Origin of the sequence: Maribacter spongiicola (assembly GCF_004364165.1) — a bacterium.
Taxonomy (GTDB): Bacteria; Bacteroidota; Bacteroidia; order Flavobacteriales; family Flavobacteriaceae; genus Maribacter; species Maribacter spongiicola.
Genome location: NZ_SOAY01000014.1, coordinates 50,203 through 72,799, shown reverse-complemented (window position 1 = coordinate 72,799; position 22,597 = coordinate 50,203). Strand labels below are relative to the sequence as shown.

General features: G+C 34.9%; 19 protein-coding genes and 1 tRNA gene. 8 read left to right on the top strand and 12 right to left on the bottom strand.

Annotation, left to right across the window (positions count from 1 at the left end):
- Position 1: 1 nt before the first annotated feature.
- Together CLV90_RS16265 and CLV90_RS16260 are read left to right on the top strand one after the other, a co-directional pair.
- On the top strand, positions 2 to 1,372 hold the full coding sequence (locus CLV90_RS16265; protein ID WP_133688573.1) for an MBL fold metallo-hydrolase RNA specificity domain-containing protein: 1,371 nt from the start codon (positions 2 to 4) through the stop codon (positions 1,370 to 1,372).
- A gap of 109 nt (positions 1,373 to 1,481) precedes the next feature.
- A complete protein-coding gene (locus CLV90_RS16260; RefSeq protein ID WP_133688572.1) occupies positions 1,482 to 2,120 on the top strand; it encodes a hypothetical protein in 639 nt (212 codons plus the stop codon).
- Positions 2,121 to 2,126: 6 nt separating this feature from the next.
- Here the strand turns inward: CLV90_RS16260 and cls are convergent, their stop codons facing one another.
- The 5 genes from cls to CLV90_RS16235 form a co-directional block, all read right to left on the bottom strand.
- Positions 2,127 to 3,536, bottom strand: coding sequence for a cardiolipin synthase (gene cls, locus CLV90_RS16255; RefSeq protein ID WP_133688571.1), 1,410 nt, complete (start codon positions 3,534 to 3,536; stop codon positions 2,127 to 2,129).
- A 69-nt stretch (positions 3,537 to 3,605) separates the two neighbouring features.
- On the bottom strand, positions 3,606 to 4,295 hold the full coding sequence (locus CLV90_RS16250; protein ID WP_133688570.1) for an ABC transporter ATP-binding protein: 690 nt from the start codon (positions 4,293 to 4,295) through the stop codon (positions 3,606 to 3,608).
- A 10-nt stretch (positions 4,296 to 4,305) separates the two neighbouring features.
- Positions 4,306 to 5,568, bottom strand: a complete 1,263-nt coding sequence (locus CLV90_RS16245) for an ABC transporter permease (protein ID WP_133688569.1) — start codon at positions 5,566 to 5,568, stop codon at positions 4,306 to 4,308.
- Entirely contained in the window at positions 5,565 to 6,647 is a 1,083-nt protein-coding gene (locus tag CLV90_RS16240) for an efflux RND transporter periplasmic adaptor subunit (RefSeq protein ID WP_133688568.1), read from the bottom strand. Before CLV90_RS16240 ends, CLV90_RS16245 begins: the two co-directional genes overlap by 4 nt.
- Positions 6,648 to 6,855: 208 nt before the next feature.
- Positions 6,856 to 7,281: a hypothetical protein gene (locus tag CLV90_RS16235; protein ID WP_133688567.1), complete on the bottom strand. Its 426-nt coding sequence runs from the start codon at positions 7,279 to 7,281 to the stop codon at positions 6,856 to 6,858.
- Between the two features lie 358 nt (positions 7,282 to 7,639).
- On the opposite strand from CLV90_RS16235, the gene CLV90_RS16230 reads away from it, so the two are divergent.
- The 5 genes from CLV90_RS16230 (at position 7,640) to CLV90_RS19470 (ending at position 13,479) form a co-directional block, all read left to right on the top strand.
- On the top strand, positions 7,640 to 7,858 hold the full coding sequence (locus CLV90_RS16230; protein ID WP_133688566.1) for a hypothetical protein: 219 nt from the start codon (positions 7,640 to 7,642) through the stop codon (positions 7,856 to 7,858).
- 90 nt (positions 7,859 to 7,948) lie between these two features.
- Positions 7,949 to 9,631, top strand: a complete 1,683-nt coding sequence (locus CLV90_RS16225) for an ABC1 kinase family protein (protein ID WP_133688565.1) — start codon at positions 7,949 to 7,951, stop codon at positions 9,629 to 9,631.
- A gap of 11 nt (positions 9,632 to 9,642) precedes the next feature.
- Entirely contained in the window at positions 9,643 to 10,914 is a 1,272-nt protein-coding gene (locus tag CLV90_RS16220) for an MgtC/SapB family protein (protein WP_133688564.1), read from the top strand.
- A gap of 679 nt (positions 10,915 to 11,593) precedes the next feature.
- Positions 11,594 to 12,682 (top strand): outer membrane protein assembly factor BamB family protein, encoded by a 1,089-nt coding sequence (locus tag CLV90_RS19475; protein WP_243835508.1) that lies wholly within the window; start codon positions 11,594 to 11,596, stop codon positions 12,680 to 12,682.
- 119 nt (positions 12,683 to 12,801) lie between these two features.
- A complete protein-coding gene (locus tag CLV90_RS19470; RefSeq protein WP_243835506.1) occupies positions 12,802 to 13,479 on the top strand; it encodes a hypothetical protein in 678 nt (225 codons plus the stop codon).
- 699 nt (positions 13,480 to 14,178) lie between these two features.
- Here the strand turns inward: CLV90_RS19470 and CLV90_RS16210 are convergent.
- From CLV90_RS16210 to CLV90_RS16180, 7 genes are all read right to left on the bottom strand, one after another.
- Positions 14,179 to 14,252: transfer RNA gene (locus CLV90_RS16210), tRNA-Pro, on the bottom strand.
- A gap of 173 nt (positions 14,253 to 14,425) precedes the next feature.
- Positions 14,426 to 15,337, bottom strand: a complete 912-nt coding sequence (locus tag CLV90_RS16205) for an alpha/beta hydrolase (protein ID WP_133688563.1) — start codon at positions 15,335 to 15,337, stop codon at positions 14,426 to 14,428.
- A gap of 15 nt (positions 15,338 to 15,352) precedes the next feature.
- Positions 15,353 to 16,093, bottom strand: coding sequence for a M15 family metallopeptidase (locus CLV90_RS16200; RefSeq protein ID WP_243835504.1), 741 nt, complete (start codon positions 16,091 to 16,093; stop codon positions 15,353 to 15,355).
- 192 nt (positions 16,094 to 16,285) lie between these two features.
- On the bottom strand, positions 16,286 to 17,107 hold the full coding sequence (locus CLV90_RS16195) for a sugar phosphate isomerase/epimerase family protein (protein ID WP_133688562.1): 822 nt from the start codon (positions 17,105 to 17,107) through the stop codon (positions 16,286 to 16,288).
- An 11-nt stretch (positions 17,108 to 17,118) separates the two neighbouring features.
- On the bottom strand, positions 17,119 to 17,844 hold the full coding sequence (locus CLV90_RS16190) for a gluconate 2-dehydrogenase subunit 3 family protein (protein WP_407943388.1): 726 nt from the start codon (positions 17,842 to 17,844) through the stop codon (positions 17,119 to 17,121).
- A gap of 1 nt (position 17,845) precedes the next feature.
- A complete protein-coding gene (locus tag CLV90_RS16185) occupies positions 17,846 to 19,567 on the bottom strand; it encodes a GMC family oxidoreductase (protein ID WP_133688561.1) in 1,722 nt (573 codons plus the stop codon).
- 131 nt (positions 19,568 to 19,698) lie between these two features.
- Positions 19,699 to 21,078, bottom strand: a complete 1,380-nt coding sequence (locus CLV90_RS16180; RefSeq protein WP_133688560.1) for a sialate O-acetylesterase — start codon at positions 21,076 to 21,078, stop codon at positions 19,699 to 19,701.
- 144 nt (positions 21,079 to 21,222) lie between these two features.
- On the opposite strand from CLV90_RS16180, the gene CLV90_RS16175 reads away from it, so the two are divergent.
- Entirely contained in the window at positions 21,223 to 22,596 is a 1,374-nt protein-coding gene (locus CLV90_RS16175; protein WP_133688559.1) for a Gfo/Idh/MocA family protein, read from the top strand.
- Position 22,597: the final 1 nt, after the last annotated feature.

The following is a 22,597-nucleotide window of genomic DNA, read 5'->3' as shown; positions in this document are numbered from 1 at the left end:
TATGAAAAAAGTTAGCATTAAATTTTTAGGCGCTTCTGGTACGGTTACCGGTTCTAAGTTTTATTTAGAAACTCCCGAACTGAACATCATGATAGATTGTGGCATGTTTCAAGGTCTTAAAGAGTTACGTAAAAAAAACTGGGAGCCCTTAACTATCGATGCTAGTAAAGTAGATGTCGTATTATTAACACATGGTCACCTAGACCACACTGGCTACTTACCACGATTGGTAAAAGAAGGTTTTAAAGGAGACATTATAGGTACCTACCCCACCTTATCCGTTGCTCGTGTTATTTTATTGGACAGTGCTAAAATACAAGAAGAGCAAGCGAAAAAGGCAAATGAAGAAGGCTTTTCTAAACACCCGAAAGCGCTTCCTTTTTATAATATTTTAGAAGCTGAAAAAACCATTAAATTATTCTCAGGAAGAAAAAGAGATGAATGGATTCAGCTTTCAGAAAACATTCGCTTTAAATATAGATATAACGGACATATCATTGGTTCTACTTTTATTGAATTGGAGATATTTGGAAAAATGTTCGTCTTCTCTGGCGATATAGGCAGACTGAATGACGAGCTATTAATGCCTCCAGAAAGACCCGAATGGGCAGACTATTTATTTTTAGAAAGTACTTATGGCAATAAACTACATCCTAAAGAAAATATTACAGCTATTTTAAGCGATTTGGTTCAAAAAACCATTAATGACCGTGGTACGCTAATCATACCTTCTTTTGCCGTTGAAAGATTACAATTGCTCATGTTCTTATTTTGGGATCTTTATAAAAAGAACAAAATACCCAACATACCCATTTTTATAGATAGCCCAATGGGCAGTAATGTTCTAGATGTATTTGAACAATATACAGATTGGCACAAGCTTAGCCAAAGCGATTTCAATGCCATGTGCAATCACTTTACCATTATATCATCATACGCAGATACCTGGAAAACTATAGATGACCCAAGACCTAAAATTGTAATTGCAGGTAGTGGTATGGTTACAGGCGGGCGTGTACTCACTTATTTAAAACAATTAATAGATGAGCCAAAAACTAGAGTTTTGTTAGTCGGTTACCAAGCAGAAGGTACACGAGGTAGACAATTGTTAGAGGGCACGCATGAACTTAAGTTATTCGGAAAATATTATCCCGTAAAAGCAAGTATTCATTTTATCGAAAGCCTTTCTGCACATGCAGACCAAGCTGAGCTTCTTCATTTTATTGACGGTATTAAAAACACACCTGAAAATGTATTTTTAATTCACGGCGAACCAGGTGCCTTAGATGCTTTTAAAGTAAAAATAAGAGATACCAAAGGGTGGGACTGTCATATACCGAAGTTAGAAGAAACGATAGATTTACTGATATAGTCCGAATTTTCAACTTCTCGTACCCTTAAAGCGAACTGACAATCGTCATATCTTGTGCATTTACTATATAGTATCTTCGAAAAATATTAGTAATAAATACACCTGCCTTATGAAAAAGTTAATTGTAATATTATCATTGATGTTAATGGGTTGTTCTTCTATTAGTTTAGTAGAAAACTGGAAAAACCCAGATATCGTAATATTCAATGCCAACAAAGTTTTGATTGTAGGTATGGCACAAAATGATGATACACGAGAAGACTTTGAAAGCAAACTTCAAAAAGAATTTACTAGTAGAGATGTAGAAGCATGGCGTAGCGTAGATATTTTTGACCTTTCGCTGACCGATTCTCGCAAGACCGATAAAGAACTAGACGATGTCGAACAAAGCCTTTTAGACAAAGATTTTGATGCCATTTTACTTACTAAAATAATAGGATCTGAAAATCGTGAAAGCTTTGTAAAATCTATCTCTAGATGGGATGATCACCAGTCTCGATTTAATGATGATTATTTAGAGCACCAAGGTATTTATTACGACGACAACTACTACGAAAAATATACAATTTACCACGCAGAGACAACACTATATTGTATTTGTGAAGGTAAAGAAAGAGCTATGATTTGGAGGGGAATCATCGAAATTACAGAGCCTGACGACATCAAAAAAGCGATTAAAGATTACGTGAAAATGATTATAGTTGCCATGGAAGATCAAGATTTGGTATTTACTTCTCAAGTTGAATAAGTAATTCTAAAACAACGGACTCAGTACTTTGCCGACACCTTCTTTCAGCTTTTTGCTCCAAGGTCTTTTTATAAATTCACCATAGGTCAATTCATTACTAATAAGGCAATCGTTTAGAAAGTCTTCTTTCAATTGTTTGGCCATCTGTTTGTGATACATTATGGCATTTACCTCATAGTTCTGCTCAAAACTACGATCATCTAAATTTGCTGTACCTATAGAAGATATGGCATCGTCGCTCACCATTATTTTACTATGTAGAAATCCGTCTGGGAAAAGATATATTTTTATACCTGCTTTTAAAAACAACTCAAAATAAGAATGTACCGACCAACTTACCACTTGGTTATCTGCCTTTTCTGAAACAAGCAACCTAACATCTACTCCACTCAACGCTGCAGTCTGTAACGCTCTTACCAATGCCTGCCCTGGTATAATATATGGGTTGGTGATATAAATATAGTTCTTGGCCATATTTATCATTGAAAAGTACGTTTGCTCTAGTACAGGAAAATCATCATCTGGACCGCCAGCTACAATTTGCACCAACTCATTTGGGTTAGGATCTGGTTCAGCAGGCAGTGGTAGTTTTATAGCTTCTAGTAATTGCGTACTTACCAAATACCAATCTGTCAAGAAAACTTGATCTAGCTGTGTAGCAGCAGCACCTATTAGTCTTAAATGCATATCATGCCATTTACCCAACCCAACTTGACCTTTTAAATATTTGTCTGAAACATTGATACCGCCGGTAAAAGCGACGTTACCATCTACAACGATGATTTTTCGATGGTTTCTAAAATTCAATGAATAAAAATACCTACCAAATTTAAATGGCAGAAAAGAATATACTTCTACACCAATTTCTATTAGTTTCTTTAAGTATTTCTTGCTTAATGAGAAACTACCAATACCATCATAAATCATTCGTACCGCAACACCGTGCGCTATTTTTTCTTCAAATAACGCTAGTAGTCTATTGGCTAAATCTCCGTCTTCATAAATATAATACTGAATATGTATTCTAACCTTTGCTCCTTCTAAGGCCTCGAATATAGTTTCAAAAGTTGTTCTGCCGTCTTTCAGTATTTTTAAATCATTGCCTGAAGTTGGCGGAAAATGAGAATTCTTATAACTAAGCGTCATTAATTTACCATACTTACCCTCAAAAACGTTGATCTGTTCTGTATTTGGCTTAGGTAACTTTTTAAACAAGTCTTTTTGATTCTGAATAAGCTTGTACCTTCTTCTATTTCGACCTAATAATAAATAAAGGAAAATACCACCCACAGGTAGTGCAAAAATGGTTAAAAGCCAAGCCAGACTTTTTGTAGGCTTTGCTCCGTATAATAAAATAGACAACACGATAGACAATGCTATTAATACATAAATACCAATAAAAATTGAAGTCCACATAAGGTTCGTATTCTAGAAATCACTTTAGACTCTAGTGCTATTTAATTAAAATATTTTAAATGTGATTTGTTACAAGTTACTAGATTTACCAACAATACGGCCATCTTCCATTTGAATGATGTAATCTGTTCGTTTGGCAAAGTCCTCATCATGCGTAACAATAAGTAATGACAAGCCTTCTTCTTCCTTCAATTGTTTGAAGATATTAAAAACATTATCAGAGTTGTAACTATCTAAATTTCCGGTGGGTTCGTCACCCATAAGTATTGACGGATTATTTATAAGCGCCCTAGCGATCGCTACACGTTGTTTTTCCCCTCCTGAAATTCGAGATGCTTTTTGTAACGCTAAAGATTCTATACCCAACATTTTTAATTTCTGCATAGCATCATGTTCTATCTCTTGGTGGCTTTTACGAGCTAACTTTTTTGCCGGCAACATTACATTTTCAACTACACTAAATTCAGATAATAAGTAATGAAACTGAAATACAAAGCCTATGTTTTCGTTTCTGATAAGTGATAATTCGGTTGCAGTTAAACCAGTTACTAACTTGTTGTTCAATAATAATTCGCCAGTATACTCGGTATCCATCGTTGATAAAATATATAACAACGTAGATTTTCCTGAACCAGATTTACCCATTATAGAAGCAAATTCTCCATTAAATATTTTAAATGAAATATCTTTTAAAACATGAAAATCTTTAGGCTTATGAAAGTGCTTATTTATACCTTTTGCTTCTAATACAATATCCATTTACTATTTATTAAGTACCCCTTATAATTTTTACCGGATCAATATGTTTTGCTTTGATAGAGGGTAACCAACCTGCTATAAAAGTTGATATTAACGCAAAGACAATACCTATTACATAATACATAGCGCTAAAATGAACAGGATACGTTGTCATCGTTGGCAAGGCTTCCGTTTTAAAAGGAACTCCATCAATTAGAACAGATAGAATAAAACCTAAAACTAAACCTAAAACGCCACCCACAACACCAATTATCATTGCCTGACTCATAAATATGTACTGTACATCTTTACCTGAAAAACCTGTAGCTTTTAAAATCGCGATATCTTTCATTTTTTCATAAATAAGCATATTTAGAATATTATATATTCCGAAGCCTGCTACTATTAAAAGAGTAATTGAAACCGCATAGGTTATTAAATTACGAATGTTGGTGCCGGTTTCAAATTGGGCATTTGCTTCATTAATATCGGTCGCCGTAACATCAAATTGTTTTTCGAAACCCTTGGCCAATATTGGGGCATTTTCAATATTGTTTAGTTTTATATTGATGTCTGTGATATAGTTTTGTGCCTCTCCTAAAATTCGTTGTACCGTTTTTAAGTTACAATAGCTTTGAGAGTTATCGATATCTGCTACGCCGCTTTGATATATACCCACAATTTTCAATGGAAAAACAGCTCCTCGGGCAGTACTTACCTGTACCCTATCACCTATTTTCAAAGACATTTTACTGGCAAGACCCGAACCTAACAGAATTCCGTTATCCATAGTATTCAAAGCTTCCGGAGCACCTTCAATGATATAGTCGCGCATATTAGAAAGCCGTGTTTCTTCCATAATATCTACACCTATTAAATTACCCGATAATTCTATAGAACCTGATAAATAAAATATCTGTGCACGTACTTGTGCCGTTGCTCCTTTTACCTCATCCATTTGTTTTAAATGATTTAAAATAGGAAGGGCATTATGGATTTTCTTCTGTCCGTTTTTCGGTTTTATGGAACTGATCATATGAACAGAGTTATTAAACTGCTCATACAGCGAAACTGGCTGATCTATGGTGGGCTCTATTTCATTATACAAATGAATATGTGGTGTTTGGTTCAACACCAAGTCATCTAACATATCGTTTAGACCGGTCATAAAACTTACCATGGTAATGTAAGCACCTATACCAAAAGTAACCCCCAACGCTGCCGTTGCGGTAGATTTCATCTTGGTCAAAAGATGTGTTTTGGCGATATTTAGTATAACGGGCCAATTCATTATTTAACTGGCTTTAAAATCATATCATTTTCGGTTATACCCGAAATAATCTCGACCCTTTCTAAATTTTCTGCTCCGACTTCTACCGTTACCGTACCTTCTTCTGTTATTACTTTATTACCATCGACTAAATATTCTCTAGGTATGGTAAGTGCATCTTCTTTCTCTGAAATTACAATATTACCCTCGCCGGCAAGACCAGGATATAATACCTTAGGCGGACTCTTAAATAATGCCTCAACCTTGAATGTTTGTGATGTTTCGTCTTTTTGTGGATATATTTTGCTCACCGTAGCCGTAAACACTTCCATGGGGTAAGCATCTAAAGTTATTAATGTTTTCTGACCCAACTTAATTTTAATGATATCGACCTCATCTATCAACATTTCTATTTTAAAGTCGGTAGCGCTGCCAATTGCCCCTAACGGTTCTAACGTATTAATTAGCTCACCAGGTTCTTTAAACAAGGCATAAACCTTTCCGTTGATTTTGCTATTAATGGTATAATCTTCAGCTATGATTTTTGAGGATGAATAACTATTCTTAGCCTGCTGCAAAGCAGTCTCTAAATCATTCTTTGTTCTGTCATAGCTAGACTTTTGCTGACGTAGTTGATTTCTTGAAAGCTCATAGGCTAACTTTTGAGTATCAAACTCTGCTTTTGATCCTATATTCTGATCCCAAAGTCGTTTCTGCCTCGCAAAATTTACCGAATCATTATTGAATTTTAGTTGTGCAGCATAAATATCGTCTTCAATACTTTTTAAAATGGCAGCATTACCTTGAAAATTCTCTTTGGACTGCTGTAAGGTCAAGTATGCATTTTCTGAATTTAATTTAGGAGTGCGGTTATACACCTGTAAAATAGCGTCTCCTTTCTTAACCAAATCTCCTTCTTCTACAAGATTATCGTCTAAAATACCGGCTACAACAGCATAAACTTGGTATATACTATCTGGCTGTATAGTGGCAGACGCATATACTGAAGATATCAATTGAGATTTTTGCGGAAGTACCTTTTCTTGTTTCTCTCCACAAGAAAGAAATAATAGAAACAGTAGACTAATGTTCAGATATCGCATGAATTATAGATTATTATAATTCAAAATAACAGGAAATCTTTTAGGTAATATATGAGTAAAATCATGCTTGAAAATATCTATATAAAAACGCAACTAAGTATTGAAGGCAAATGAAATGAACACTCAAATAGTATTCACTTTAAATTCAACTAAATTTGGCGAGTTCAAAGCATAAAAAAACCGAGATTTTCATCTCGGTTTATCTAATTTATTTTAAAGCTTTTCTAAGTTTTTTCAGCTTACTTTTCAGTCTTTTAACTGAGGTGCTTAGCTTGCTTTTTATTTTTTTTATCTTACTTTTCTTTGCGTTTTTCTTTTTAGCTTTCTTCAACTTGTTCTTTAAATCATCTACTTTTTTAGCTGATTTCGTAACTTGTTTAATCGCTGTTTTCATCTTTTTACTTAATTTAAAATTACTTGAGTTAGCATTCCTCTTTATTTGTTTCTTCTTTACAGAAGCTGCCTTTTTCTTATTGTTTTTGTTTTTGATATTTTTTTGCACTATCTCATTTTGAAATTCTGCCTCTAGATTTTCTATGGCGTCTACAATGGTTGTGCAGTCCTGTTTAACAGTTGTATTTACTTCTAATATTGGCTTTTTATCCGCTACCTCATTATTATTTTCTAAAGCCATAATCATTTTTATTCTTTGTGTTCTAAAAGTAGTATTAAACTTTTACTAGTCAAATTCTACTAGATGATTTGCGTTACAATTTCGCTCTTATACAAAAAGCCTAAGACTAATTAAAATTATGCTAATAGTAATAACGTAACATTCATGCCAACTTTAACCATTCATGATTTTGGTCATAAGTTTTCAACCCTTGAGGTGATAACTTTATACTTTAATTAAGTGTGGACATGAGTAATTTTAGAATTAGACTAAAAGACAATTATATTCATGAAGCTGACTGGAAATCGCTTTTTGTATTAGCCGCACATTAGAAATCAGATATGACTGTTTATAATGAAGAATTAAAGTTTTATTAAATATGAAGGAATTACATAAAGTCTTAAATGAAATTACAGAATTTACTACGAATATAGAAACCGACTATCCAGAACTGTATCGTTCGTTAGACGAGAACCCCATGACCTTACCTGTAAGTCAGCATCCACATATGGACAAGGTTGTTATGCAAGAATATTTAGAAAGTTTAAAACAAATGTTATATCATTATTTAAAGGAGCATAAGAGTTTGAATGTCTAGTTATCTTATTTTCAAATGTTATCTCTACCAAAATTTCCTATTCCTCTAAATGCTTAATTTGAATTAAAAAAGCATCATATACCAAATATCATGGCCATATTAAGAATTCCAACTCAAAAAGAAATAAATCGGTACGCTACCCTATTCAATGTACTGTTTAAATACGGTTTTGAAGATGTGTTATCGCATAGTCCCATTCTTAAAATAATTCCTAAAAAATATTTAGAAAAACATCCGGAAACGAAAACAAATCTTTCCCTTTCTAAATATGAACGCATTAGAATGGTTTTAGAGGAATTAGGACCTACCTATATAAAACTCGGGCAGATTTTTAGTACTCGTGAAGATATGCTTCCGCTTGAGCTAATAAACGAACTAGAAAAGTTACAAGATCATGTACCCAAACTTAAAGACTTCGATGTTTTAACTACTGTTGAAGAAGAATTAGGTATTGAAAAATTCAAGTATTTTGCTACTATTGAATTAGAGCCATTAGCTGCTGCATCATTAGCACAGGTACATCGAGCGCAGCTCATAAATGGCGAAGAGGTAATTTTAAAAATTCAAAGACCAAATATCACCGAGATTATTGAAGCTGACCTTATGGTCATGAAACAGGTGGCAGATAGTCTAGAGAAATATAGCTCACAGGCACAAGCTTATCAGCCGATTCGTATTATAGAATCTTTTGAACGCAGTATAAAAGAAGAACTTCAGTTTGCAAGAGAAATAGACAACACCGAGCGTTTTGCCAAAAATTTTGCGAGTAATGAGTTTATTCATGTTCCAGAAGTCTATAAAGAACTTTCTACAGATAAGATTATTTGTATGGAGTTTATAGATGGTATTAAGGTTTCTAATGTAGAAGCATTGATTGCAGCTAACATAGACCCCAAAGCGGTTGCAAAAATTGGGGTGGACCTTTATATAGAACAAATATTAGATTTTGGTTTTTTTCATGCAGACCCGCATCCTGGTAACATTTTTATACTTCCGGAAAGCGGAAAAATATGTTTTTTAGATTTCGGAATGATGGGTACTATTCTACCCAATGAAAAAGAATCTATAAATGATTTATTACTCTATTTTTTAAGTAAAGACGTTAAAAAAATAATCACTTTACTAGAGAAAATCGCCATTAGAACGAACATACCCGATTATAAAAAACTAGAACAAGACCTTTATCAATTATTGGAAGGTATTAGCAATACTGCTATTCAAAACATAAAACTTGGCGATACCTTATCGCAGTTTAAAATTGTGTTATATGAGAATAAAATTATAATTCCGCATTACCTATACATGCTCATAAGAGGTATTGTTCTTATTGAAGGTGTCGGTCTTAAACTTGATTCCGAATTTAATATTACCAAAAATTTAGAACCGTATACAGCAAAGATTTTACGAAAGAGATTTAGTTTAAAATACCTGTTTAAAAAGAACCTAAACCGTTTAAAAGATATCAATGCCTTAGCAGATACCCTACCCGATGATATAAACACCATCGTAAAAAAAATAAAAGATGGCAAGTTAGAAATTATACACGAACACAAAGGTCTTAAAGAGTTTCAGACTGCTACGAGCAAGGCTGTAAACCGTTTGGTTTTCGCAGTGATCATCGCTACGCTTTCAATAGGATCGTCATTATTGGTAATGGCAAAAATGCCACCGTTAATAAATGGCATACCTCTTTTGGGTGCTATTGGGTTTGTACTTTCTGCTATTTTAGGTTTTTATATTATCATTTCTATCTTCAGAAATGATCAATTTTAAACGGTAAATACATGGACGAAGTTGATAAAATAATAAAAGTATTGGACCCTTATATTTTAGGGGTGCTTATTAGTTTGGGCATTGGTCTTATTCTCGGACTTGAGCGAGAATATAACAACTTAAAAGAAGATAAAGGGTTTGCAGGTATACGCGCTTTCCCTATTGTGGCTATTTTAGGTTTTACCTTGGGTAGACTTACCGAAACCTACTCGACCTGGTTGACAATTATTGGCTTAGGTGCCTTCATTTTCTTTTTAGGCTTCAATCATTTGTATAAAGAGACTGTTGAATATGAACGAAGCTTTACAACTAACATAGCTTTAATTGCTACCCTAATATTGGGCTTAATGGTTTCTGCAGAACAGTATAGAAATGCTGTTGCTACAGCAGTAATTATTGTGACCTTACTTTCGCTAAAGACTCGTTTTCATACTGTTATTAGAAACATTACTTCTGACGAGCTTTTTGCATTGATAAAATTTTCTATTATCGCTTTACTGATTTTACCCTTTTTACCCAATAAAAATTTTGGTCCAAATGAATTAATTAATCCGTTTGAGATAGGATCAATCATTGTCATTGTATCTTTCTTAAACTTCATTGGTTATTTCTTGGTCAAATTTGTAGGCTCTAAAAAAGGAATTCTATTAACAGCAATTCTTGGCGGACTCATTTCAAGTACCGCGGTAACCTGGAGCTATGCATCGCGCAGCATTGAATCGCCAGAATTATCTAGAAAATATGCCGCCGGTATTATCATTGCCTCGGCGATTATGTTTCCGCGACTCGCATTATTGACTTTTATATTTAATAGTGAGCTGTTCACGTACGTAGCCATACCTTTTGCTGTATTCTCTGTTATATGCCTTATTGTATCTCTTACCCTAATTAAAGAAGATACCAATAAACCGGACACCAATATTAACCTTGGCAACCCTATGAACCTTCTTAATGCCATTGGGTTCGGTGTTATTTATGTAGCTATTCTTTTTGCTGTTTTTTACAGCAATCAATTCTTTGGAGAAAGCGGATTATATTATTCAGCGCTCATTGCCGGTTTGGCAGATACCGATGCTATTACTATTAGCCTAGCAAAATTAGCTACGGACACAGAAAAAATAAAGCTTGCATCGTCGGTAATTGTTACCGCAGTCATGAGTAATATGCTGGTTAAATTAGGTATTACGGTATTTAAAGGTTCTAAAGTCACCGGTAAATTAGTAGGCTATACTTTTGCGGGTATTATTATAATTGGTGTGCTATATGCTGTGATTTCGAATTGAGGTAGTCAAATTACATCCATATTTATCTGCCATTGATGTAAAGTAAGCTTAATTTTTATCTATGCCATTTTATTCCTAATAGTGTAACCTAAATATTACACTACTCAAACTATTTTCAAATAGAATCAATTATATTTGAGTACCCAAAATGCTTTCTATTTAAAATATTAAACGACTGGTATCGCTGAATTAAAAGCTATTACTAAGCTTTATAAATATTCAAGTCCAAAATAAATGAAAGACACCAAAGTGAGATGGCTGCAAGACTTAAGACGTTTTGTTACCCTTAAAAGTAAATTTATACTTTCTGGCAACACTAAAGATTTACTACTTATCGACAATGGTCATGTTAGTTTTAGCTCGCATTGATTAAAAAATGCTATTGATATTAAATTTATAAGTCTTGGGTATAAAGCTATAATTTAAACCTTTGGGGAGAATCCAAATTATCCATGTATTAAATGGATAGAAACTTGGAATACTAGAAAAAAATGCACTTTACCTTAGTCTATAAAACAATAGGGGAATTTAAAATCAGCTGTATAATTCTTAACTAATTTTTCATTTCTTAGAGCTCAATTAGTTAATCATTTTCAATACTTATTGCTTCGTGTAAGTACTAAAATGAACTTTTAATAGTTAAGGATACATAAGTTTTACAAACCCTTAATTTATTTTTATGAAAATTATTTTATTAGCATTTGCTTTGACTATAACTTTTTCGACAGTAGCTCAAAGAGAAGCGGACGAGGTATTGACATTTGATAATCCTGTAAAGGATCTGTTGGTAGTACCGACAACAGGTATTGCCGTAATCACTGAAGGTGATAAAATTCACGGTTATAGTCCATTAGACAACAAAATTATTTGGTCTGCAGACGCTCCAAAGCGTACTTCTCTTAATGTAATATCCGAAATTAATATGACGGGAGGAATACCAGGTGCAACTGCTGATTTTATGGCTATTGAGGATACGCCATTTGTTCAGAAGTTTTTTGACGATAGTATGTATGTTTTTAATAGTACAAACGGAGAGTTACTTTTTACAAACGAGGGTAAAGAGCGGTTTTTTGAAGCATCGTATTTATTTGACGAGAATGCTTTTTTATTACGAGGTAAAGAAGATAAAAATTTAATCATAGCAAAATACAGTCTTGGAAGTAAAGAAATGGTATGGAAAACAACCGTTTCTACCACATTTGGTGATTTTATGTCAAGTTTAGGTAAATTAGCCGGTGCTGGTAAAGAAGGTGTATATGATAAATTAGAATATTCTGATGACAAAATATTTGCACTTATTAAAAATAAATTTTACGCCTTAAACAAGGATAGTGGTGAATTATTATGGAAATTAGAAGAGGAAAATATTAAAGACTTTAGACGATCGTTAAATGGCGATTATGTAGTAAGTATTACTTCTGGAGGTTTTTTAGGAACAAAAAGTGAATTTGATTTATTTGAAGCTGCAAATGGTAAAAAAGTTTGGGATAAAGCATTAGTAACAAAATACTTAGTTCTTTTTGAGGACTGGGAAGATAAAATGTTATTAGCCCATTATAAAGGATTTAATTTTTATAGCTATAAAACAGGCGAAAAATTATGGTCTAAAGACCCTAAAGGTAAAGGTATTAAATCTGTTATTCCTATTGGTAAGGACTTTTTATATGTATATGATAATGAAATGATGTTGCTTGACAAAAATGGTGAAAAACTTGGAAAAAAGATGTTGAGATTTCTGATAACGACGAAGACCCAATTTTCTTTTTAGAAAAAACTAACAACGGTCGTGTACTTTATATTACTGCAACTTACGCCAATTTAGTAGATTATAGTACCGGTGAAAAAATTTGGAAAAAGAATTTGAAATTAAACGAAAAACGCCCTACCATGTCAGATTACGACGAAAAATCGGGTAATTTTGTTATCTATAATGACGAAAAATTATACAAATTCAACGAAAATGATAATGAGCGTCCAGAGTATTTTGCTAAGCTGAAATTAAAGGATGAAAAAACTATAAGTTCTATGCAATTATACCCAGAAGTTATTTCTATAACCGGACAAAATGAAGTGTTAGGGGTAAGTAGAGCTGGTGAGTTAAAATTTCATAATACCTATAAGCAACCTGGCGAGTTTGGTAGAAAAATGCTTAAGGGAGCGGCAATTGCGTCGCAAATTGGTGGTGCAGTTGCTGCTGCACAAGTTACTGTTTATACTCAATACCGAGATAGTGAAGGTAATTTAAAGGAGCAAGAAGTAGGTAATGTTGCCGTTTTTGGTAAAAAGGCACAGGCTATAGGCGAAGCTGGTTATTTAACAGGAACTATAGGTTCTCAGTTTGTTAAAGATCGTTATTTGGCAATGCAAGAAACTGATGACTTTTCTATCATCTTTTCTAAAAGTGAATCAGGAGAAAAACAACTAGTAAAGGTTAACAAACAAACAGGTGAAGAAGTTGACAATATTTTAATGGTCAATAATAAACCTGTATATGATATTGATGGTGTTAATGAAGATATTTATTACAGCAACAAGAATCAAGTTCAAATTTTTAGAGCAAATTAAAAATAGTGTTTTAGCAAATTAAGCAAACCCTCAGTTAAAACCTGGGGGTTTTTTTATAAAATCAGGTACTTGAAGATCACATATATATCAACCCTAAAAAAATTATTTGTATTGATAATCAGAATTATAACTTCTTAACATAATAAAATTGCAGGAGTGCAAAGGCTGTTCGTTGTTTTAGATTTTATCTTTCCTTACGAAATAATTGTAAAAACGTCTTATTTTGAATGCTAAAACCTTTTCTTTTCCAGAAACACGAGAGTACTTTTCGGCAGCCAAACAAAATTCAACTTTCGCCTCAAAATACGTTCCGTTTAAAAATATTTTATCTTCAAAGTCTCAAAAAGTCATTTTTTAAAATAAAATTATAGCAACTAGTAGGGAAATAAAATACTATTCAAGACAAATACTCCCTTTTTAAGGCTTTCATGAATTAAAGTGGGATTTGGATAATCCTTATGAACGCTCAGTGCAAATAACTAAATTAAGGCTATCGCCTTTTAACTTTTTTGATTCCCAATCACTTACAAAAGCAAGACAAAAAGGGATTTGGATAATCCTAATGAACCCTCGGTGCAAATAACTAAATGAAGGCTAACGCCTTCTCATTTTTTGTTCCCAACTGCTTTCATAAACTATGTTTATGACGCTTTTGGAAACAAAAAATGAACTGTTCTCACAGTTCATTTTCTTATTCAGTCGGGATGACAGGATTTGAACCTGCGACCACTCGACCCCCAGCCGAGTGCGCTACCGGACTGCGCTACATCCCGAAATATTAATGGAATAATATCTCCCTAATTTTATATAGTTTTTCAGCTACTTAAGATTCCCTGCAATGAAGTTTAGCTTAAGCGTAGTTGAAGGGCTACATCCCGAAAATTCCGATTGCAAAAATAGAGAAGTTCTATTAATTAGATTCTATCTTTTATCAAAATTTGAAATACTATCTCAAGGAAACCATCCAATCTATCAGTAGATCACTCCAATCCTTCAAATGCTCATCATGCAAACCTAATCCGAATCCGTGACCACCTTTTGGGTAAATATGCATGGTTGCCGAAACCCCTTTTTCCTTTACTGCCTTATAAAATAACAAGCTATTTTCTACAGGTACTACCGTATCATCGGTGGCATGAAGTAAAAATGTTGGTGGTGTTTGTTCTGTAACCTGTTTTTCATTCGAAAAGTAATCGACTATATGAATCGATGCGTTCTTCCCTATTAAATTCCTTTTTGATCCTTGGTGTGTCAATTCTCCAAATGATATTACAGGGTACCCCAATGCCATAAAATCTGGTCGAGCACTTTCATTATCAATATCATCAACAGCTTTATACACTTTTTCATTAAAATGTGTTCCTAAAGTAGATGCTAAATGTCCGCCAGCAGAGAAACCAATTATTCCTATTTTATTTGATTTTAAATTAAACTGCTCAGCATTACTACGAACTAAGCGTATCGCTCTTTGAGCATCTATTAACGGTACATATTTTTTATCTTTCTGAGAAACATCTGAAGGTAAACGATACTTCACCACTATACCGGCAATACCCTTACTATTGAAGAATTTTGCAATATCTGTTCCTTCCCAATCATAAGCTAAGATACCATATCCTCCTCCCGGAAAAATTAAAACCGCTTCGCCTGTTGCATCTCGTTTTGATGGCAAATAGACTTCTATCGTAGGTACCTGAACTTTACTAATTCGTAAAATCTCATTTTGCTCATGGAGTTCTTTTTCTTGACTTTCTATATGATTGGGAATTTTACCCTTTGGCCATAAAGAAATTATGGTATCTTGAGCGGTAACATTGTTTACCAAAACTAACAATAACAATAATAGTTTGTTTTTCATATGTGGTCTTTTAGGCTATTCACAATCCCATTTAAAGTTGGCTATTGGGTCATGTGATGCGCCTTGTAAATTATAATGCCACCATTCGGTTCTGGTAGACCAGAATCCAAATTTTTCCATGGTTTCTTTAAGCAGCTTTCTATTATCTAAAATCTCTTGTGGTAAGTCAAAATTGTCATGATAAGCACGTTTTCCGAAGAAATCAAAATCAGATGGCATTTTTACTTCGTCTCCATCTAAAGTAACCAAAGTTATATCTACTGCCCCACCCTTATTGTGAATAGAACCTTTAACAGGATTGGCTACGTATTGCGGATTAGGGACTATTTTCCACATTTTATACTGTACAGAATTAGGTCTGTAGCAATCATAGAATTTTATTTTTACGCCGTGCTTTTTAAATTCTTCATTTGCTTTTAATAATGCCTTTACAGTTTTTGCCCTAGTATAGCATTCACCACAATCATATACCTGCTCTTTTAAAAAGTTATTATCCGTAGCGTATCTTAAGTCATACGCAAAGCCATCGCTATAGTCTGCTAATCGAACGAAGGTAGTATCTGCAACCCCTTCCAAACTTTTAAATACAGGTTTCTCTACTTTAGGTTCTATTATGGAATCAACCTCAATCTGACCTACGGGCTCTTTTTCTGTTATGGTCTCTTTTTTTGAAGTTTCAGTTTTACAGCCAACAAGTGCAATTATATTTAAAAATATAATTGAAATCGTCATTCGTAGAATTAATGTCTTTTTCATTTATAATTAGTTATAAGTAAGAAACTTATATTTTTTGCAAGAGTGTTTAATGATAAATAAAGTAAAAATAACACTCTAAAGTTTTATAATAAACAATTACATAAGAAACCCTATATTCATGAGATATCGAGCCACAAAAAACCTCCTATTTAATTAAAAATAGAAGGTTGCATTGCACTTTTGGTTGTTGGTTTACTTCAAACTTTTTAGATAGACTAAGCTCTTTGGTACTTGCGTAACAACATTCTTAGATTCATCTTCTATGAACATATATTCAATGCCTAATTTTTTAGCTTCAGCAACTACGCCAGCAATATCTATTTGCCCTGTTCCTAAAACAACATTGGTATCATCTTCTTCATGACCGGTATTATTACCTTCAATACCTTTTTCCATATCTTTTAAATGTAAAAGGGTAAATTTCTTCGGATATTTTTTCATCAATGCCAACGGATCAGCACCGCCATGTTGCGCCCAGAACACATCTAATTCAAAAGTAAAGTCTTTTGCATTCTGTGCCATATAGTCAAACAATGTCCCGCTTTTATAAGGTCTAAATTCATACCCATGCGGGTGATAAGCCAATACGAGTCCGTTCTTCTTTAAAATCTTACCTGCCTTATTGAATACTTCTGTAGCATGTTTAGTTTCTTCTAAATCCCATTTATTATCATCGTGAGGTACCCATGCACACATTACATATGAAGCGCCGAAATCTTTAGCATTTTTTACGACCTTTTCTATATCATTTTCCAAGTCACCAAAACTACCATTAATACTAACCATATCAAGATCATTTTCAGCTAGCAGAGCTTTAAAATCTTCTAATGGCATATCATAAGTTTCGCCACCTTCGATTTTGGTGATTCCCCATTCATTAATCAATCCTAGGGTGTTAGAAACATCCATTTTAAACTGATTTCTAAGGCTATATAACTGTAATCCTACCTCTTGACCTTGCGCTAAAAAACCACTACCCAAAAGGATAGTGGCAATCATTACTTTTTTTATCATCTTACTATCTATTACGTAAGTAAATTTCCTTCGTCATCCCATTCAGCCATAACGTTACGTTGACTTTGGTCTACACATTTTGCAATCCAAGCTGGATCATAAGCTACACCGTGCTGGTCAAGTACATCTTGTGGTACACCATCCCAAACATTAGGTGAATTTCCTTTATATCCTAAATCAGCAATACCAACTTTAGAGGTGTAGTAACCTGTTACGGTTAGGCCACGCATGGTATAGAAAAATTGAATTTCTAATGGTTGCTCGCTTAATGGTTTCTCAGTATCATGCCAGCAGATTTCATCACAAATCTGTTTTTTCTGCTCTAAGGTGGCCGACTTAAATTCGGTACCGAACTCCGTATTACTTTTATGATCTAACCACATTAAACCACCTAACAGTGTAGGCGCCATTTCTGGAATATCTTTACCCATAAATTCTACAAGTGCCGGTACTTCCGCCTCTATAGGGCCACCATGTGGTTCTTTTGGAGGAAGTATTACCACACTTAAAGCTGCGATAGTTTCCATCTCATGCTCATTGAACAACTGCTCTGCGTTCAGTTTCTCAATGCGATCCAATTCTTCTGGTGTTCTACCAAAAAACTTCTCACTGCTGGTTGAAATTACCTCATCTACAGATTCGCCATTCTCAGTCTTACATGAATTGAAGACTAGCCCAGAGGTTGCCGCAGCACCACCAAGTATTAAAGTTTGTAAACTCTTTCTTCTATCCATCATCCTAAATATTTTGTGCCTTTAATTGTTCAATGATATAATCTGAAGCTCTCCAAGAAAGCGCCATAATCGTCCAAGTACAGTTCTTATCTGCTTGAGATACAAATACCCCTGCATCTACTATAAATACATTGTCTGCATCATGTAACTGCTGATATTTATTGGTCACCGATGTTTTAGGATCATCTCCCATTCTTGTCGTACCTACCTCGTGAATAATCTCACCTGGTTTGTTCAATCCGTAATCTTTATCCTTACCTGGCTTGTCTCCTAAGTAATGACCACCCATATTATGAATAATCTCTTCAAAGGTATCTTGCATGTGTTTTGCCTGGTTTACCTCGTACTCTGAATGCTTATAGTTAAACTTTAAAACAGGTATACCAAATTGATCTACTGTCGTAGGATCGATTTCACAGTAATTGTCTTTGTAAGCAATTGCTTCTCCACGACCACCAAATCCTATTACAGATCCGTAGTATTTCTTTACATCATCACGCAAACTCTCACCATATCCTCCAGATTTTAATCCGAAGTATTGGTTCAAGGCATTTGGATCCCAACCAAAACCGTAGTTAGGTTGACTCATGCCTCCCCAAACTTCAATATGATATCCTCTTGGGAAATTTAGTTTTGAGTTATCGCCCCACCATGGTGAGTATACGTGCATACCACCTACACCATCTTCATTGTAAGATGTCTTTCTATTCATTAATCCTGGTATAACACCTGCTGCACCTGATCCGGTAGAATCATGTAAATATCTACCAACAAGATTACTACTGTTTCCTAATCCGTTAGGGTGCTGCTTACTCTTAGAGTTTAAAAGTATACGTGCAGAACTACATGCAGATGCAGCTAAAACGACCACTTTACCTCTAAGTGTATATTCTTTTCTATCTTCTTTGTTAATGTACGATACACCTGTTGCCTTACCTTCTTCATTGGTCAGTACCTCACGTACCATTGAATTCACAAATAGTTTAACTTGACCACCACTCTTTTGAGCCGGAAAGATCAAACAACTACCTGCTGAGAAATCGGCATAAATTTGACATGATCTTCCACATTGTCCGCAATAGAAACAAACGCCACGGTCTTCATTAATTCTTTTGGTCAGCATTGAAAGTCTACCCGGTATCACCGGTATGTTCGACTTCTTTGCTCCATTGATATAAAATAACTCGTGCAATCTTGGTTTCGGGGGAGGAAGAAAAAATCCGTCAGGATCATTTTCTCTACCTTCATTGGTGCCAAAAACACCAATTAACTTGTCTAATTTATCGTAATATGGTTTAACATCTTCATATCCTATTGGCCAGTCATCGCCATGGCCATCACGGGTTTTCCCTTTAAAATCTTTAGGTCCGAAACGTAAAGAAATACGTCCCCAGTGATTGGTTCGTCCTCCTAGCATTCTTGCACGCCACCACTTAAATTCAGTACCTTCTGCGTGTGTATATGGCTCTCCTTCTACTTCCCAGTCTCCCCAAGACATATCCCACTCACCAAAAGCACGTGTTGTTCCTGCTCCTCTTCGTGGTGAATCATATGGTTGTTTTAATTGCGTCATAGTCTTTGGATCAGCAGGGTCAAAAAATGGACCCGCTTCTACAACAGCTACATTTAAACCTGCATCTGCCAATTGTTTGGTAGCCATACCACCACCAGCTCCTGAACCTACGATGATAACATCAAAGATTTCTGAGGATTCTTTTATCTGCATAATTTGAAATTAGTTATTGATTACAATTTAACTATTTAATAAAATAAAAACCTGTGTTTTTAGCTGAATAACATTCGTTACTGGACGGACGGATATTTTTTAAGCACATTAGTCAGTTTATGGCAACGTTGTTATTCACTTATAAATGTAGAAGCCGGCAAACCCTCTTTATTGAACAAGGTACCTATGTCTGTACTATTAAAAGCATACCTCACCCCTGTCGGATTTTTCACTTCTTTTGAGCTTACCACTACTTCATTATTCTTCAATTTTGCCTTCGCAGAAAACCATTCTCCCGCAGCATTTGAAACTTCAAACAAAGTTATTTTCTTTCCTTTATTATATAATCCGTCAGCGTGAGTGAACTTCACTTTTAATTGATTGCCCTCTACTTCAAAAGACTCGTAAAGCGGACCATAAACTTCTTGATCGGCTAATAAACCGTAGTGATTTTTCAACGCGATATTCGCCAATCGTAAACCTACATCTTGTTTGTTTAAAGGGTGAATGTTTTCGGTCGTACAAATATCACTGGTCATAGCCATACCCGTATTTTTCAACGCTAAAGTTCTTCGTTGCTGGTCGCGTACCATACCACCCGCAAACTCTTGATCATATTTAAATGGCGCTATTTGCACATAGTAAAATGGAAAATCGTTATTCCATTCTGTACGCCAAGAAGTAATCATTTCACTAAAAAGCTTTTGGTAGCTTTCTGCGTTTACCGTATTAGCTTCGCCTTGACACCAAAGTGTACCAGCAATTTTAAACTTGGTCAACGGTGCAATCATTCCATTATACAAAGTAGATTTCTCTACCGTTACCCATTTATTTGGTTCTACTTTTTTGTGCGCTTCTACCAATCCAGGGTATGCTTTAAAAACAGACGCAGGAGTCCAGACTTCTGCGCTAGATGCTCCCCATGCGTTATCTATCAATCCGACCGGAATGTTTAATTCTTCTTGTACCTTTCTTGCAAAAAAATAGGCAACTGCACTAAAATCTTGCATGGTTTCAGGCGAACAAGCTACCCATGTACCTGCCGTATCTTCTTGTGGATAATCAGCAGTTCTCTTCGCTACTGTAAACAATCGAATATTCGGATAATTTGCATTCTCGACTTCAAAATCTCTATTCGCGATTTTACTGTTTGCACTCCACTCCATATTACTTTGCCCAGAGCAAAGCCACACCTCGCCTATCAATACATTTTTCAAAGTAATTTCGTTTTTACTACCCTTAAATGTTAGTTGAAACGGTCCGCCTGCTATTGGTGTTTTTACATTCATTTCCCATTTTGCATCATTACCTGTTTTAACGGCAACAGCCTCATCGTTCCAACTTGTGTAAATCGTAAACTCTTCATTAGGGTCTGCCCAGCCATACAACAAAACGTCGCTTTCTCGCTGCAAGACCATTTCATTAGAGAATATTTTAGGTAGTGTAATTTCAGCCTTGGCAAAAGTGGTAACCACCAGGCACAGCATCATCAGGATAAAACGCAAATTCATTATATGTGATAAAATTTTGATTTAAATATACCTAATTATGTATCATATTAACAAATTCATAATCATTCAATATTATTTTTGAAGTATTTGCTATCTTAACTACTTTATTTGTGATGTTCATATTCTACTTAAACTCAACTTGTCATGCCTAACCAACCTCAATCATTAAAGCGAAGAAATTTTATTAAAGCTGCATCGGCATCGCTACTATTTACTTCTTTACCTTCTTACTCTTTTGAATTTTTCGCAGACGAAAAGCCAAAAAAAGTAGCACTTATCGGTACTGGTTGGTATGGTACAGGCGACTTATTACGTCTTATTCAGGTAGCAAATGTAGAAGTGGTTTCGCTTTGTGATGTTGATACCAATCAATTAAATACTGCAGCACAATTAGTTTCTGAGCGGCAAAAAAATGGCAAAAAACCAAAGCTATTTACCGATTACAGAACCATGCTGAAAAGCGACAAATTAGATATTGTTTTAATAGGTACACCAGACCATTGGCATGCTTTAACTTGTATCGCCGCCTTAAAATCTGGAGCTCACGTTTATGTTCAAAAACCGATTAGCGTAGATGTTATGGAGGGTGAAGCAATGGTCACTGCTGCTAGAAAATACAACAGGGTGGTTCAAGTGGGTACACAGCGAAAAAGTACTCCGCACCTTATAGATGCTAAAAAGCAAATTATTGATGCCGGTTTGCTAGGCACCATTGGTCATGTAGATATGAGTTGCTATTACCACATGCGCGCAAATGGTAATCCGCCAGAGCAAGAAGTTCCCGATTTCTTTGACTATGAAATGTGGACAGGTCCCGCACCTATGAGACCTTATGACGGATTACCGCACAAAAGATGGTGGCGTACATTTCGAGAATATGGAAACGGAATTACAGGTGATATGTGTGTACACATGCTAGATACCATTCGTTGGATGCTTGACTTAGGTTGGCCCAAACGTATTAGTTCTGAAGGCGGAATTTTTGTTCAAAAAGATGGAAAATCGAACATATCTGACACCCAATCTGCCGTATTCGAATATGACGAACATAATTGTAATTGGCAGCATAGAACATGGGGAAACCCAGATGACAAAGATTATCCCTGGGCTTTTAAAGTATACGGAGAAAAAGGTGTTCTAAAGGGCGATGTAATGAAAGCGGAATTTATACCTGTAGACGGTAGTGAAACTATTCGCTTTGATGTTGTTTATGAGAAAGAGAAATACCCTGAAGATCTTACTGAAAAAGACATAGAATTGCATGCTGCACCTGCTACTCGTAGGCATATGATAGATTTCTTGAATGCGATTCAAAATAATACCAAGCCTGTTGCTGATATTGAAAATGGACACATTTCTACCGCTAGTTGTATTTTGGCAAATTTATCGATGGATCTGAAAAGACCTTTAATATATGAGCCAGAAAGTAGAACGGTTTTAAATGACCCTGAAGCTACTGCATTATTGCAACGTGACTACCGTGGCGAATGGAAACACCCACACCCAGATTCGGTCTAGT

What these genes read in the sequence shown, in the direction of transcription:
- CLV90_RS16265 (WP_133688573.1), top strand. Translation starts at nt 2, where the DNA reads ATGAAAAAAGTTAGCATTAAATTTTTAGGCGCTTCTGGTACGGTTACC.
- CLV90_RS16260 (WP_133688572.1), top strand. Translation starts at nt 1,482, where the DNA reads ATGAAAAAGTTAATTGTAATATTATCATTGATGTTAATGGGTTGTTCT.
- cls (WP_133688571.1), bottom strand. Translation starts at nt 3,536, where the DNA reads ATGTGGACTTCAATTTTTATTGGTATTTATGTATTAATAGCATTGTCT.
- CLV90_RS16250 (WP_133688570.1), bottom strand. Translation starts at nt 4,295, where the DNA reads ATGGATATTGTATTAGAAGCAAAAGGTATAAATAAGCACTTTCATAAG.
- CLV90_RS16240 (WP_133688568.1), bottom strand. Translation starts at nt 6,647, where the DNA reads ATGCGATATCTGAACATTAGTCTACTGTTTCTATTATTTCTTTCTTGT.
- CLV90_RS16235 (WP_133688567.1), bottom strand. Translation starts at nt 7,281, where the DNA reads ATGGCTTTAGAAAATAATAATGAGGTAGCGGATAAAAAGCCAATATTA.
- CLV90_RS16230 (WP_133688566.1), top strand. Translation starts at nt 7,640, where the DNA reads ATGAAGGAATTACATAAAGTCTTAAATGAAATTACAGAATTTACTACG.
- CLV90_RS16225 (WP_133688565.1), top strand. Translation starts at nt 7,949, where the DNA reads ATGGCCATATTAAGAATTCCAACTCAAAAAGAAATAAATCGGTACGCT.
- CLV90_RS16220 (WP_133688564.1), top strand. Translation starts at nt 9,643, where the DNA reads ATGGACGAAGTTGATAAAATAATAAAAGTATTGGACCCTTATATTTTA.
- CLV90_RS19475 (WP_243835508.1), top strand. Translation starts at nt 11,594, where the DNA reads ATGAAAATTATTTTATTAGCATTTGCTTTGACTATAACTTTTTCGACA.
- CLV90_RS19470 (WP_243835506.1), top strand. Translation starts at nt 12,802, where the DNA reads ATGTCAGATTACGACGAAAAATCGGGTAATTTTGTTATCTATAATGAC.
- CLV90_RS16205 (WP_133688563.1), bottom strand. Translation starts at nt 15,337, where the DNA reads ATGAAAAACAAACTATTATTGTTATTGTTAGTTTTGGTAAACAATGTT.
- CLV90_RS16200 (WP_243835504.1), bottom strand. Translation starts at nt 16,093, where the DNA reads ATGAAAAAGACATTAATTCTACGAATGACGATTTCAATTATATTTTTA.
- CLV90_RS16195 (WP_133688562.1), bottom strand. Translation starts at nt 17,107, where the DNA reads ATGATAAAAAAAGTAATGATTGCCACTATCCTTTTGGGTAGTGGTTTT.
- CLV90_RS16190 (WP_407943388.1), bottom strand. Translation starts at nt 17,844, where the DNA reads ATGATGGATAGAAGAAAGAGTTTACAAACTTTAATACTTGGTGGTGCT.
- CLV90_RS16185 (WP_133688561.1), bottom strand. Translation starts at nt 19,567, where the DNA reads ATGCAGATAAAAGAATCCTCAGAAATCTTTGATGTTATCATCGTAGGT.
- CLV90_RS16180 (WP_133688560.1), bottom strand. Translation starts at nt 21,078, where the DNA reads ATGAATTTGCGTTTTATCCTGATGATGCTGTGCCTGGTGGTTACCACT.
- CLV90_RS16175 (WP_133688559.1), top strand. Translation starts at nt 21,223, where the DNA reads ATGCCTAACCAACCTCAATCATTAAAGCGAAGAAATTTTATTAAAGCT.